Consider the following 13318-nt stretch of genomic DNA (forward strand, 5'->3'; position numbering starts at 1 on the left):
AAGTCTTGCGAGCTGCAAACCCCAAAACACAGAAAAGTAACTAAGTATGTTAGAAATTTCATGAAATGTTTTACAACAATTGGATAGACTGACTAGTCAGTTTATCCCTTTTTTAGAACTACTAATCTAAAGGATTTTTTATTGTTTTAAAAGTGTTAGTTGCAACATAAGTGTAAATTTCTGTTGTTTTGGTAGAACCATGCCCTAGAAGCACTTGTATTTGCCTTAGATCTGTTCCCGATTCCAGTAAGTGGGTTGCAAAACTATGACGTAATATATGTGGACTAACGTTTACCCTAATATTTGCTTTTTCCGCTGCTGTCTTAACTATCTTTAATACACTAGCACCACTGTATTTTTGACCATTTTTTCCCTCAAAAAGATAGGTGAGTGGCCGGTATTCCTTAAAATATAATCGTAAATCGGCTAAAGCAGTTTTCGATAAGATTGTTTGCCGGTCTTTATTGCCTTTAGAATCTTTTATAAAAATTAGCATTCGTTTGCTATCTATATCTTCTAGCTTAAGATTTAACAATTCACTCCTCCGTAAACCTGAGCCATATAAAAGCTCCACAATACACCTGTGCTTAATGTTATTGGTGTTTTCGATAATAGAAAGTATCTCCTCTCTAGAAATTACAGTTGGGAGTTTAGATTGCTTTCTCGGTCTTTCAATTTCATAAAAACGATTAGGCATATTTAATACTATTTCATAATAAAATTTTATAGCATTAATAGCTTGGTTTACATAAGAATTAGAATGATTTTTCTGAATTAAGTGTTGTAGAAATTCTCTAATTTCATTCTCCCCAATTTCATGTAGCCCTATATCTTTATGGAAATTAATAAAGGTTTCAAAAAAAGTAACATATGTTTTTGCAGTACTATGGGCGTACCTTTTTAACTCTAATTTTAAAAGATACTCTTCGGGGCAAGTTCTGTATTCTGGTACAGTTTTTCTGTTTCTGAACCAAGTAACATCTACCTTTTCGTTGTCAATGTTTATAGGTCTGTTTGCGAAAAATTTATTGTAATTAATCCAAGCATTGCCTTTAAAAGTTAAGAAGATAATACTTAAATTTTCTTTGGTATTGGCAATGTAAGCCATGTTATATTGAAGGCTCCACTTAGGATTAGGTAGCCCCTTTACTAAATTTTGAATTAGCCTATCTGGGAAAAATTTTATCCCTATCATCTTTGTATTATTAATCATAAGGTTATACAAAGTAATAGACCTAATATTTGACTTATATGAAGAATTCATGAGAGCGAATTATGACAATTTTATTGCAATCTAGAGGATAGAAATAATTTAATCGTATATTATGTGTATAATATTCGAATAATGGTCATTTAAATATGAGAGAAAAAAGAAACTGTTTATATTGTTCTAAAGAACTACAAGGGCGAGCCGATAAAAAGTATTGCGATTTGCATTGCAAAAGTGCACATCAATATAAAAAAGAAAAAGAACAACCAGTAAGGTTTTATAATAAAGTTGATAATCAATTAAAGAAAAATCGTAAAATTTTAAAAGAATATAATAAAGGGGGTAAGGTAACAGTTAGGGTAGAAGTATTAAATAACCTAGGATTTAACCCTAATTTTTTTACGCATTACTGGAAAAACCAAAAACAAGATGTTTATCTTTTTGTTTACGAGTATGGTTTTCTAAAAAGACCAGAAAACGGAAAAGAAAAATATGTTCTTATTCTTTGGCAAAATTATATGGAAAAAAGGGTGTTTACTAATCATTAAGACATTGTTTTTGATTGTTTTTTAGTAAAATCATCTGAAAATCAGCAGTGTATATTTGGGAATAAACCGCGGTATTGCTTAATATTTGTTATTTTTATATAAAGAAAAACGAATGTTTCTTATATTCGCCCTCTAATTTTATTTTTTAATTCGTAAAAACATCTTCGTGTTTGGATTAAGAAATATTGGGTAGTTCTACAGATAACGATTAAAACACTAGTGTTATGGCTAAAAATGAACGAGGAGTTATTAAGTTAACAAAAGAAGGAGATGATTCGGGTTCAAAAATTGAAGCAATTAAGAATTTAATTTTTGGGGAGAATATAAAAGCGTACGAGTCAGAGTTCGAGATATTAAAACAAGATATCCTAGACAAGAAAAAGACTTTAGAAGATTTATTAGAAGAGGTTAAAGCAGATTTGTCTAAGACTATAGATACTATTGCTACAGATGTTAATGTTAGAATTACAGAGCTCCAAGAGAATTTAGAAGCCAAGGTAGAGGATTTGGACGATCGTGCTGTGAAGAAAGAAATGTTAGGAGAATTATTCAAAGAGTTAGGAGATAAAATAGGGAAACAATAAACTGTTATTAATCTTCCCTGTAATGAACCAGCCAGATAAATTAGAAATACTAAAAGATATTTTGTTTACGGACGATCGTGCGTATGCAGAAAAAATTGCAAAAAGGATTGAAATTCTGGAGCAAAATATTGAGGATAGTGAACGTTTATCTGCTCAAGTAAATCCTATTGTAAACAAAGAGCTTAAAGAATTTGTAGAAAATATTCCCCATACCTTAGGGCCGACTATAACAGAAACTTTAAAGGAAGAAATTAAAAACCATAAAGATGAAGTGGTAGATGCGTTGTATCCTGTGTTAGGTAAAATGATTAAAAAATATGTAGCTCAAGAAATGAAAATGCTTTCGGAGTCTATAAACAATCAACTATCTAAAAGGTTTTCCGCCAAAGGAATGTCCAGAAGGTTCAGGTCTTGGTTTGGTAACGTAAGTGAAGAAGAATTACTATTAAGCGAAATATCTTCGGCCAAAATTGAGCAAGTTCTCTTAATAGAAAAAGATTCGGGAATATTAAAAGGCAGTTTTTCTAAAAGAAAAACGATAGATGAGGATATGATTTCTGGTATGCTTACCGCAATAAAGTCTTTTGTAGAAGATGCATTTAATCAAAAAAATCAGAATTTAGAATTAATAGAATATGAGCTGTATCAAATACACCTACAAAGTTTTGTAACCCATTACATAGCAGTGGTAATATCTGGTAATTACGATTTAAAATCAAAAAATAAAGTACAAGATATTATATTTAATTTCTACAATAGTTTTATGGCAATGAACTTAGATTTGGTATTTGCATCTTCTAGTATAGAAATATCTGCAGAGCCAGTAACTAGAAAAAAAATAGAGAAAGAATTATCTAAAAGCTTTGGCAATGAGCAAATCTAAAAAAATTGTTGTTCTTGGGCATTTTGGAGTAGGCAAAACTTCTTTAATTAGAAGGTTTGTAAGTAACAGTTTTTCGGATAAATACTTGGTATCTATAGGAGTTCATATTACAAAAAAAGTAGTGGAAATTTCGCCAACCGAAAGCCTATCCTTTGTAATTTGGGATTTAGAAGGTACAGATGAAATAGATACCATAAGAGATGCATACCTTTTAGGAACCCATGGTGCTTTATTTGTTTTTGATGTATCTAGGCCATCTACATTTCAGAATTTAAAGGAAGACTTAAAAATAGTAACTGCTAAAATGCCCAAAGTTCCAGTATTAATTATTGGTAATAAGATAGATTTGGTGGTGGAAAAGGAACTCAAAGAGCTATTAAAAGAGCATAATATTGACTATAATTTTTTAACAAGTGCTAAAACTGGAAGTACTGTAGATACAGCATTTTTAGAATTAGCCAAAGAATTAAATGTCTAGTTTTAAAAAGTACAGTCAGGAATTTATTACTAAAAATCTGCATTTTTATTTAGTAGACTTTAAAGGGCTAGTAGTAGATAGTAATGCCTCTTTTATGCCAAGGGTAGTTAATAAAAACATTACCAGTATTCATCCGTTTTTTGAGTGTTTTTCTTCTTTTGCAGATTCTTTAGAAAAAGAAATAGTTTTTAATTGTGTGCATTTAGAAACAAATGAAAAACTATTTATTACAGATGTGCAATTTGTTAGAAAAGAGAAAGAAGTTTTAGTTGTTATTCAAGATTTTACACAGCATTATACCACATACCAAGAGGTGGCACAAGCACGGAATGAGTCTATAATTAACTCGGAACTTATTGTATTAAAGAATAAGGAACTTCAAGAAAGAGAAGAGTTTAAAAATAGTTTTATTCAAAACTTTAGTCATGAGCTTAGAAATCCGTTAACGAGTATAATATCATTAACTAAATTACTTGCAGAAACCGACTTAATAGGACCGCAAAAAGAGATGATTAATTTTTTATTAGAGTCTAACTCTAATTTAAAATTAATGCTAGAAGATGTGCTTAGTATAAGTACAATAGCGTCTAACAAACTACAATTACAAGAAAAAGCCTTTAACCTAAACAAGCTAATTAATTTGCTAGAGTTTACCTATACTGCAAAAGCAAAACAAATAGGAGTAGAGTTTTCTTTAAAAACAATTGGTAAAATACCCGAAATTGTAGAAGGAGACAGATTAAGACTTTTCCAAGTACTTACTAATCTTTTAGATAATGCCTTAAAATTTACCGAAGAAGGCAGTGTTTCTTTATTAGTATCGCTAAACCAAACAAGAGCTAATAAAGCAAATATTAGGTTTTTGGTAGAAGACACGGGTATAGGTATTCCCGAAAAGGACCAGGAAAGTATTTTCGAAAGTTTTAAGCAACTTAATAATTGCGGTAAAACAGATGGAACAGGTTTAGGGCTCGCTATAGTCTCTGGTTTGCTACAAAAGATGGGAAGTAAAATTAAAGTAGAATCTGTAGTAGGCAAAGGAACAAAGTTCTTTTTTGATATTACTTTTAAAATTCCTTTAAAAACCAAGAAAACGGTGGTTTCTAAAAATATAGATAAAGAGCTGTTAAGTGCTATTAAATCTAAAAATATAAAGAGATTTAAATTACTTATTGTAGAAGATGACGAACAGGTACAAACTGTACTTTTTAAAGTATTAATAAATACAGATTGTTTTTATATTGACCTCATTAACGATGGTTCTAAGGTTTTGCAAGAAGTAGTTAATAATTCGTATGATCTTATATTAATGGATGTAAATCTTCCTAATGTGTTAGGAAATCATGTAGCAAGACTCATTAGAGATTTTCCTATGGATAGCATAAATAAAATACCAATAATAGGATTAACAGCAAATGTATTTAATAATCAAGAAAAAGGATACATTAAAGATGGTATGAATGCGGTAGTAAGCAAGCCTTTTGACACAGAAAATCTATTAGAAACTATTCTTAGACATTTAAAATAGTATATTGTTAATTGTATTTTGTAAGTTTTAACTTACAAAATATGCATTTGAACGATGTTTTTGGTATTTCAACGATGTTCTGAAATGTGAGGGGAAAAACACTGTAATACAAATATCTACATCTTATTTTTGAATAACGAAAGAATAGAAGTGTTACGGTAAAAGCTATATTCTTTCTTAATTGCGGAATAAAAAAGATATCCGTCGGGAATAAAAATGGCAGATGTACCTTATTTATCGGAAGTACTTTTTATTATAAGCGTGATTATATTTTTAATTGCTTTGTATTTGGTAATCCCAGTATTAGCGTATGATTATAAAAAGCAGTCAAAAGAAAAAAAAAATAGATATAAAAATAATATAAGATAAGGCGATGCGAACACTAACCATTAATTTATCTAGAATTAACTAAGAAATCGGAATACATAAATTTAGGTATCGGGTAAAATATTTTGATATTTTTAGTTAACATGGAAGGGTCTTTTTTAAAGACCCTTTTTTCTGTGTAGAAGCAAATCATCTTACCAAGTTCTATGGGGTATACAAGACATGTTTTTCCTCTTTTAGTGTAAAACATCTGTGTATTAATTGTACAGAAATAATAAACATAAGATAATTAAAAGCTAACTTACGTAAGTCTTCTTATTTTTGTTTGTAAGTGGCACAATTTTATAAATCTCTACTATAAACATACAGATTGTACTTTTATGGTGCAGTATTTGTAAACTATAATATAAAATATGGTTAATGAAAAAGGTATTACATATATTAGGTATGTTGTTTTTGTTTACGCTAACTGTTACTGCGCAAGATTGGCAAACAGATTTAACAATAGCTAAGCAATTAGCAAAAGAAAACAATAAGTTAATTGTTTTAGTTTTTCAAGGATCAGATTGGTGCGCTCCATGTATTAAATTAGAAAAAGAAATTTGGAGTACTTCGGAATTTAAAAAGTATGCAGAAAATCATTTTGTTATGTTACAAGCAGACTTTCCTCGAAAAAAGAAAAATATGCTTTCTAAAGAACAGATACTTAAGAATAAAGAATTAGCAGAAAAATATAATACCAGAGGATATTTTCCTTTTGTGGTTGTTTTGAATACAGAAGGAGAGGTACTGGGGCAAACGAGTTATAAAAAAACTACTCCAGCAAAATACATACATTTACTAGAATCTTTTAAAGACTAATTTTGCCAAAAAAAATAGTAACATTTTGGACTTTCTTTTGTGTTCTCTTTGTAGCTGCACAAAAGCCATATAAGCAAAATTTAATGCTTATGGGGAGTTCTTTTGATATTACTGTGGTAGCTAAAGATTCTGTTGAAGGGGAAGGGTATATACAATTAGCTGCTAGCGAAATAGAAAGAATAGAAAGACTTATATCTTCCTGGGATAAAAATTCGCAAACTTCTTTAATCAATAAAAATGCAGGAATACTTCCTGTTAAGGTAGATAAAGAACTTTTTCAATTAATAGAACGCAGCCTAAAAATAAGTAAGCTTACAGACGGAGCTTTCGATATTTCTTACGCTTCCATGGATAAAATTTGGAAATTCGATGGTTCCATGACCGAAATGCCATCTGTAAACAAAATTAAAGAATCTGTTTCTAAGGTTGGTTATAAGAACATCATATTAAATACAAAAGAAAGTAGCGTTTTTTTAACCCAAAAAGGAATGAAAATAGGTTTCGGCGCCATAGGAAAAGGCTATGCAGCAGATAAAGCTAAAGAACTTTTAATTAAAGAAGGTGCTCGTTCGGGTATTGTTAATGCATCCGGAGATATGAATACATGGGGAGACCAACCCAATGGAGAACCCTGGAAAGTAGCTATAACAAATCCGTTAGATAAGAAGAAAGCCTTTGCATTATTACCTATAGCTAACAGTGCAGTAGTAACTTCTGGTAATTACGAGAAATTTGTAAAATTTAACGGGAAAAGATATTCTCATATCATAGACCCTAGAACAGGATATCCGTCTAGCGGAATAATTAGTGTAACTGTTTTTGCCCCAAAATCTGAACTAGCAGATGCTTTGGCGACTTCTGTATTTGTAATGGGAAAAGAAGTAGGGCTTAACAGAATAAATCAATTACCTAATATAGAGTGTGTCATTGTAGATGAAAATGGTGATTTGAGCACTTCTGATAATATTAAAATAGATAAATTATGATAAAGCGTTGTCTCGTTGCTTTTGGTATTGCCATTTGTTTTAGTTCATGTGCAGTAGTTAAGGAATACGAAAAAGTAAATTTAAACGACCCAGATATGGCACTAACAGATAAAAAATCGGACCGTAACATATCTACCTTTCATTCTTACAGAGAAGCAGCGGTAGGGGCAAACGGAGGAAAAACAGGCGGTGGCTGTGGCTGTAATTAACGGTAATATGATAAAGAACATAGCAGATAGAAGATGAGAAACTTTAAATACATACTCTTAATCGCTTTCTTTTTAATGTTTGTTGTAGGGCAGTCTCAGACCAATAGTCAAGATTCTGTGAATACCTATAAAAAGAGAGTTTTAGAAAGTACGGAGATAGATTTTTTATCTAGTTACTATGCACAAGATGGGGATAATGCCGCAGTAACAGGCGGTATTGGTACCGAAGAGTTAACAGATGTAACAGGGACAGTTATAGTAGCTATCCCCTTAAATGATGACGATGTACTTACTATAGATGCTGGGATTTCTGCATATACATCTGCTTCCTCTAGTAATGTAAATCCTTTTGATGGTGAAAATGCTGCGGACCCTTTTGTGGCTAGTTCAGGAGCTTCAAGTGCAGATAATTGGGCAAATATGACCGCTAGTTATAGTCATAGCTCGGATAGTAGAAACGATATTGTTTCTGCTAAAATTTCAGTATCTAACGAATACGATTATTTTTCCTTGGGGTTCGGCGGCTCTTATACCAAATTGTTTAATGAGAAAAATACAGAAGTAAGTATAAACGCAAACGCTTATTTAGATACATGGAAACTCATATATCCATCAGAACTTAGACCTTTTGTTCAAGGCAGAGGAGGCCTTTCTAATGCTCTATTTACTGGTAATACCATTTCAGGGAATGCCAATTACGGCCCTATGTTTACGGCGATAAACGATAAAAACAGAAACTCCTATTCCGTAGGTTTTGGTTTCTCGCAAATACTGTCAAAAAAACTACAAGGTTCTTTACTACTAGATTTTGTGCAGCAAGACGGATTGCTGTCTACACCATTCCAAAGGGTATATTTCTCTGATATAGAGGATTCTTTTATTCAAAATTTTCACTTGGCAGAAGCAATAGAGAAATTACCAGAGTCTAGATTTAAAATAGCAATAGGTGGTAGGCTTAATTATTATATCAATGAAATTTTTGTGTTGCGAACCTATTATCGTTACTATACAGACGATTGGGGTATACAATCACATACAGCTAATTTAGAACTACCAATTAAAATATCAGATAAATTTACAATATACCCATCTTACAGGTTTTATAACCAAACCGCTGCCGATTATTTTGCATTCTATAATCAGCACGTATCTACTAATGAGTTTTATACTTCGGATTACGATTTGTCTAAATACATCGCAAATCAATATGGTTTAGGAGTAACCTATACCGATATTTTTACCAATTTTCATATATGGAAACTAGGTCTAAAAAGTATCAATTTAAAGTATAATAAATATGATAGGGATACAGGCTTAAATGCCAGTATAGTTTCTGCAGGTGTTAGCTTTGTAATGGATTAAAAGAAAATTTTTCTAAGAAATGTTAAAAAATCAATTCTTAATTATAAAGGGGATTTTTTTTGATGCAAATTGTTTTGTTTTTACGCAGAACTATATTTTTCGTGAATTAACGAAATTACGTACGTTATTTTATTTTTAAAGAACTTCAAATCAGGTATATTTGCGGCAAAATTAGTATACATCAACTACAAAATTTAATCTTAAAAAGGAAATGAACAAGGAATTAGATCAGTTATCGGCAGACAATATTAGGGCTTTGGCAGTAGCTATGGTAGAGAAGGCAAATTCTGGTCACCCAGGCGGACCAATGGGAGGCGGAGACTTTATGCATATTTTGTATTCAGAATTTTTAAATTTTGACCCAACAGATATGACTTGGCCTTTTAGAGATCGTTTTTTTATGGATGCAGGCCATTTATCTACTTTAATGTACGCACAATATTATTTATTGGGTAACTATAAAAAAGAAGATGTTGCTAATTTTAGACAATGGGGTTCTGTTACTCCAGGTCACCCAGAAGTAGATGTTGAAAGAGGAATAGAAAATACATCTGGACCATTAGGACAAGGGCATGCTATGGGAGTAGGAGCTGCAATAGCAGCTAAATTTTTAGGTGCTCGTTTCGGAAATTGGATGGATCATAAAATTTATGGCTTTATTTCGGATGGTGGTGTACAAGAAGAAATTTCTCAAGGAGCAGGAAGAATAGCAGGGCATTTAGGGTTAAATAACTTTATTATGTTTTACGATGCCAATGATGTACAACTTTCTTCTATGACAGATGAAGTAACATCAGAAGATACTGCAATGAAGTATGAAGCATGGGGATGGAAAGTAGTTACTATAGATGGTCATGACCATGAACAAATAAGAAAAGCATTGAAAGATGCTAATGCAGAAACAGAAAAACCAACCTTAATTATAGGAAAAACTATAATGGGCAAAGGCTGTGTTACTGCAGACGGTAGTATGTTCGAAGGGCATTGCGAATTGCATGGTAAGCCAATAGGTGATACTGGGGCAGATTATACAAAGACTCTTTTAAACTTAAAAGCGGACCCAGAAAACCCTTTTGATATTTACAAAGAGGTGCAAGCCTATTACGATACTATAATAGCAAGTAAAACGGCAAAAGCGGCAGCTAAAAAAGAAGAGATTGCAGCTTGGAGAAAAGAAAATGAAGCATTATCTACAAAATTAGATACTTTCTTATCTGGTAAAATGCCAGAATTAGATTTTGAATCTATAGTGCATAAAGATGGTCTTGCTACAAGAGCAGCTTCTTCCAATGTATTAGCGTATATGGCAGAAAATGTAGAAAACATGATTGTTTCTTCTGCAGATTTGTCTAACAGTGATAAAACAGACGGTTTCCTTAAAAAGTCATCCGTTTTGCAAAAAGGCGACTTCTCCGGAGGATTTTTGCAAGCAGGGGTAGCAGAATTAACCATGGCAACAATAGCAAATGGTATAGCATTACACGGAGGAATTATTCCTGTAGTAGCAACATTCTTTGTGTTTTCTGATTATATGAAACCAGCAATACGTTTAAGTTGTATTCAAGAATTACCAGTAAAGTTTGTATGGACGCATGATGCTTTTAGAGTAGGGGAAGACGGACCAACACACCAGCCAATTGAGCAAGAAGCGCAAATTCGTTTGTTAGAAAAATTACAGAACCATAGTCACGAGCAAAGCTTTGTAGCTTTACGCCCTGCGGATTCTCAAGAAACGAGTGTAGCTTGGAAAATGGCAATGGAAAATACTAAAACGCCAACGGGTTTAATTCTTTCTAGACAAGGTATTAAAGATATTGCTGCGCAAGGAGATTCTAGATATAAAGAAGCTTTGGGAGCAGAAAAAGGTGGGTACTTAGTTAAAAAAACAGAGAATCCAGATGTAGTTTTAATCGCTAATGGTTCTGAAGTTGCTACTTTATTAGATGCCGCTGTTTTATTAGAAGAAAAAGAAGGCTTAAAAGTTAGTATAGCCTCTATCCCTTCCGAAGGTGTTTTTAGACAACAAGATGAAGACTACCAAGAAAGTATAATCCCAGCAAATAAGCCAATTTTTGGTCTAACAGCGGGGCTTCCAGTAAATTTAGAAGGTTTAGCTGGTCCTAATGGAAAAGTATTTGGATTAAGTCATTTTGGATATTCCGCTCCTGCTAAAGTTTTAGACGAAAAATTCGGATTTACGGGGGAGCAAGTATACCAGCAAGTAGTTAGTTTTTTAAATTAATAAGTAAATAAAAGAAATATGAAGTTTTTTATAGATACAGCTAATTTAGCAGATATTAAAGAAGCACAAGATTTAGGCGTTTTAGATGGGGTTACTACCAACCCATCTTTAATGGCAAAAGAAGGAATTACTGGAGAAGAAAATATATTAGCGCACTACAAGAAAATATGTGAACTTGTAGACGGTGATGTAAGTGCTGAGGTTATTTCTACAGATTTTGAAGGAATGGTAAAGGAAGGAGAGGCTTTAGCGGCTCTGAACCCGCAGATTGTAGTAAAATTACCAATGATTGCAGATGGCGTAAAGGCTTGTAAGTATTTCTCTGATAAAGGAATAAGAACAAATGTTACCTTAGTTTTCTCGGCAGGACAAGCTTTATTAGCCGCAAAAGCAGGAGCTACTTATGTTTCTCCTTTTATAGGCCGTTTAGATGATATTTCTACGGATGGTTTAGGTCTTATAGCAGATATTCGTCTTATTTATGATAACTATGGTTTCGATACCGAAATCTTAGCAGCATCTGTTCGCCATACAATGCATGTATTAGATTGTGCTAAAATTGGTTCTGATGTTATGACCGGACCATTAAGTTCTATAAAAGGATTATTAAAGCACCCACTTACAGATAGCGGATTAGCTAAATTCTTAGAAGACTATAAAAAAGGAAACTAAAATTTTATAGTAAAAAATAATAAAAATCCATCATAGCTTATCTATGATGGATTTTTTTATGGGTTTAATTTTTTAGGATTAAATTTGAAAAATAAACTACGTATAATGAAGAACCAGTTATGGGCAGTGTTTTTATTTGGTACACTTGTAATAAGTTTTTGTGTGCAATGTAAAGATACCTCTGTAAAAAAAGAAAAAAAGAAAGAGGCAACAGTTGAAAATAAAACTGTAACCGAAAAAATAATAAAGCTTAAGGATTCTTTAATTACGGATAAACCTGTCGGTGTAGAAGTTCCTGAAGGAATGGTGTGGATTAGTGGAGATGAGTTTTTTCAAGGAGCCGTTTCGCAAGATAAAATAGCCATGGAACATGAAAAACCAGCGTACAAAGTTGCTGTGAATGGGTTTTTTATATCTACAACCGAAGTTACCAACGACCAATTTGCAAAATTTGTAAAAGAAACACAATATGTAACGGTATCTGAGCGAACTATAGATTGGGAAGAAATGAAAAAACAGCTTCCTGAGGGCACACAAAAACCACACGATTCTATATTGCAACCAGGGTCTTTAACATTTAAAAAATCTGAAAAGGAGTTGCCCAATTTATATGATTTTTCGCAATGGTGGCGATGGACTATTGGTGCAAACTGGCGACATCCTAACGGACCAAAAAGCTCTATAAAAGGGAAAGGAGACTATCCTGTAGTGCAAATTGCTTATGAAGATGCTTTAGCTTATTGCGAATGGGAAGGAAGTCGTCTTCCAACAGAAGCAGAATGGGAACTTGCAGCTCGAGGAAAAAATAAAAACACCATATATTATTGGGGAGATGATGCATCTAATCTAAATACTAGAGCAAATACATGGGAAGGAAAATTTCCTTTGAATAATACTAAGTTAGATGGTTACGAAAAGAGAGCTCCAGTTAAAAGTTATCCTCCTAATAGTAATGGATTGTATGATATGGCTGGGAACGTATGGGAATGGACATCAGACTGGTACAATACCAACTATTACAAAGAGGTAAATAAAGATGCTGTTGTTTTTAACCCTACAGGAGCTAGTAAACCTTATACGCAGAATAACCCTTATGCTAAAGAAAAAATAATGAAAGGCGGTTCTTTTTTATGTAGCGAATCCTATTGTGCTAGTTATAGAGTTTCTTCTAGAATGGGTTCTAGCTTAGATTCTTCCTTGGAGCATTTAGGTTTTAGAACGGTAAAGGATGTTGGTATGGTAAAGTAGTTAAGTAAACTAAGACAAGATAAGCACGTGAAGAGGTTCTGGGAAACTATCTTTTATTTAGAGGCATGTCTCGGAACATTTAAATCTCGATTATCGAATAAAATAGGGCTCACCCTGTTATTTATTTAACAACTTTTTAAAACTTTAATTGTAAGGTTTTAGGTCAAAAACCTACTTTTG

General features: G+C 32.5%; 13 protein-coding genes. 12 read left to right on the plus strand and 1 reads right to left on the minus strand.

Annotated elements, in window-relative coordinates; all coding sequences use genetic code 11:
- Positions 1–121 precede the first annotated feature (121 nt).
- Entirely contained in the window at positions 122–1195 is a 1074-nt protein-coding gene (locus tag Q0856_RS16945) for a site-specific integrase (RefSeq protein ID WP_298506935.1), read from the minus strand.
- Positions 1196–1359: 164 nt separating this feature from the next.
- On the opposite strand from Q0856_RS16945, the gene Q0856_RS16950 reads away from it, so the two are divergent.
- The 12 genes from Q0856_RS16950 (at position 1360) to Q0856_RS17005 (ending at position 13138) form a co-directional block, all read left to right on the plus strand.
- Positions 1360–1758, plus strand: a complete 399-nt coding sequence (locus Q0856_RS16950) for a hypothetical protein (protein ID WP_298506937.1) — start codon at positions 1360–1362, stop codon at positions 1756–1758.
- 224 nt (positions 1759–1982) lie between these two features.
- Positions 1983–2342: a fructose 1,6-bisphosphatase gene (locus tag Q0856_RS16955; RefSeq protein ID WP_298481075.1), complete on the plus strand. Its 360-nt coding sequence runs from the start codon at positions 1983–1985 to the stop codon at positions 2340–2342.
- Positions 2343–2364: 22 nt separating this feature from the next.
- Complete coding sequence (locus Q0856_RS16960; protein ID WP_298506939.1) at positions 2365–3225, plus strand: cell envelope biogenesis protein OmpA; 861 nt, start codon at positions 2365–2367, stop codon at positions 3223–3225.
- On the plus strand, positions 3212–3703 hold the full coding sequence (locus Q0856_RS16965) for a Rab family GTPase (RefSeq protein ID WP_298506941.1): 492 nt from the start codon (positions 3212–3214) through the stop codon (positions 3701–3703). The genes Q0856_RS16960 and Q0856_RS16965 overlap by 14 nt, the downstream gene beginning before the upstream one ends.
- Positions 3696–5231, plus strand: coding sequence for an ATP-binding protein (locus Q0856_RS16970; protein WP_298506943.1), 1536 nt, complete (start codon positions 3696–3698; stop codon positions 5229–5231). Before Q0856_RS16965 ends, Q0856_RS16970 begins: the two co-directional genes overlap by 8 nt.
- A 747-nt stretch (positions 5232–5978) precedes the next feature.
- Positions 5979–6419: a thioredoxin family protein gene (locus Q0856_RS16975; protein WP_298506945.1), complete on the plus strand. Its 441-nt coding sequence runs from the start codon at positions 5979–5981 to the stop codon at positions 6417–6419.
- Between the two features lie 2 nt (positions 6420–6421).
- Complete coding sequence (locus Q0856_RS16980; RefSeq protein ID WP_298506946.1) at positions 6422–7405, plus strand: FAD:protein FMN transferase; 984 nt, start codon at positions 6422–6424, stop codon at positions 7403–7405.
- Positions 7402–7614 (plus strand): DUF4266 domain-containing protein, encoded by a 213-nt coding sequence (locus Q0856_RS16985; protein ID WP_298506948.1) that lies wholly within the window; start codon positions 7402–7404, stop codon positions 7612–7614. The genes Q0856_RS16980 and Q0856_RS16985 overlap by 4 nt, the downstream gene beginning before the upstream one ends.
- 33 nt (positions 7615–7647) lie before the next feature.
- Entirely contained in the window at positions 7648–8976 is a 1329-nt protein-coding gene (locus Q0856_RS16990) for a DUF3570 domain-containing protein (protein ID WP_298506950.1), read from the plus strand.
- A 211-nt stretch (positions 8977–9187) separates the two neighbouring features.
- On the plus strand, positions 9188–11218 hold the full coding sequence (locus tag Q0856_RS16995) for a transketolase (protein WP_298481092.1): 2031 nt from the start codon (positions 9188–9190) through the stop codon (positions 11216–11218).
- An 18-nt stretch (positions 11219–11236) separates the two neighbouring features.
- Positions 11237–11890: a fructose-6-phosphate aldolase gene (gene fsa / locus Q0856_RS17000; RefSeq protein WP_298481094.1), complete on the plus strand. Its 654-nt coding sequence runs from the start codon at positions 11237–11239 to the stop codon at positions 11888–11890.
- A 105-nt stretch (positions 11891–11995) separates the two neighbouring features.
- Entirely contained in the window at positions 11996–13138 is a 1143-nt protein-coding gene (locus tag Q0856_RS17005) for a formylglycine-generating enzyme family protein (protein WP_298506952.1), read from the plus strand.
- The last annotated feature ends 180 nt before the right edge of the window (positions 13139–13318 follow it).

Source organism: uncultured Maribacter sp. (genome assembly GCF_947496775.1).
Lineage (GTDB): Bacteria > Bacteroidota > Bacteroidia > Flavobacteriales > Flavobacteriaceae > Maribacter_B.

Excerpts from the sequence above, each read along its gene's own strand:
- Q0856_RS16995 (WP_298481092.1), top strand. The coding sequence starts at position 9,188 with ATGAACAAGGAATTAGATCAGTTATCGGCAGACAATATTAGGGCTTTG.
- Q0856_RS16965 (WP_298506941.1), top strand. The coding sequence starts at position 3,212 with ATGAGCAAATCTAAAAAAATTGTTGTTCTTGGGCATTTTGGAGTAGGC.
- Q0856_RS16945 (WP_298506935.1), bottom strand. The coding sequence starts at position 1,195 with ATGATAGGGATAAAATTTTTCCCAGATAGGCTAATTCAAAATTTAGTA.
- Q0856_RS16985 (WP_298506948.1), top strand. The coding sequence starts at position 7,402 with ATGATAAAGCGTTGTCTCGTTGCTTTTGGTATTGCCATTTGTTTTAGT.
- Q0856_RS16975 (WP_298506945.1), top strand. The coding sequence starts at position 5,979 with ATGAAAAAGGTATTACATATATTAGGTATGTTGTTTTTGTTTACGCTA.
- Q0856_RS16955 (WP_298481075.1), top strand. The coding sequence starts at position 1,983 with ATGGCTAAAAATGAACGAGGAGTTATTAAGTTAACAAAAGAAGGAGAT.
- Q0856_RS16990 (WP_298506950.1), top strand. The coding sequence starts at position 7,648 with ATGAGAAACTTTAAATACATACTCTTAATCGCTTTCTTTTTAATGTTT.
- Q0856_RS16950 (WP_298506937.1), top strand. The coding sequence starts at position 1,360 with ATGAGAGAAAAAAGAAACTGTTTATATTGTTCTAAAGAACTACAAGGG.
- fsa (WP_298481094.1), top strand. The coding sequence starts at position 11,237 with ATGAAGTTTTTTATAGATACAGCTAATTTAGCAGATATTAAAGAAGCA.
- Q0856_RS16960 (WP_298506939.1), top strand. The coding sequence starts at position 2,365 with ATGAACCAGCCAGATAAATTAGAAATACTAAAAGATATTTTGTTTACG.
- Q0856_RS17005 (WP_298506952.1), top strand. The coding sequence starts at position 11,996 with ATGAAGAACCAGTTATGGGCAGTGTTTTTATTTGGTACACTTGTAATA.
- Q0856_RS16970 (WP_298506943.1), top strand. The coding sequence starts at position 3,696 with ATGTCTAGTTTTAAAAAGTACAGTCAGGAATTTATTACTAAAAATCTG.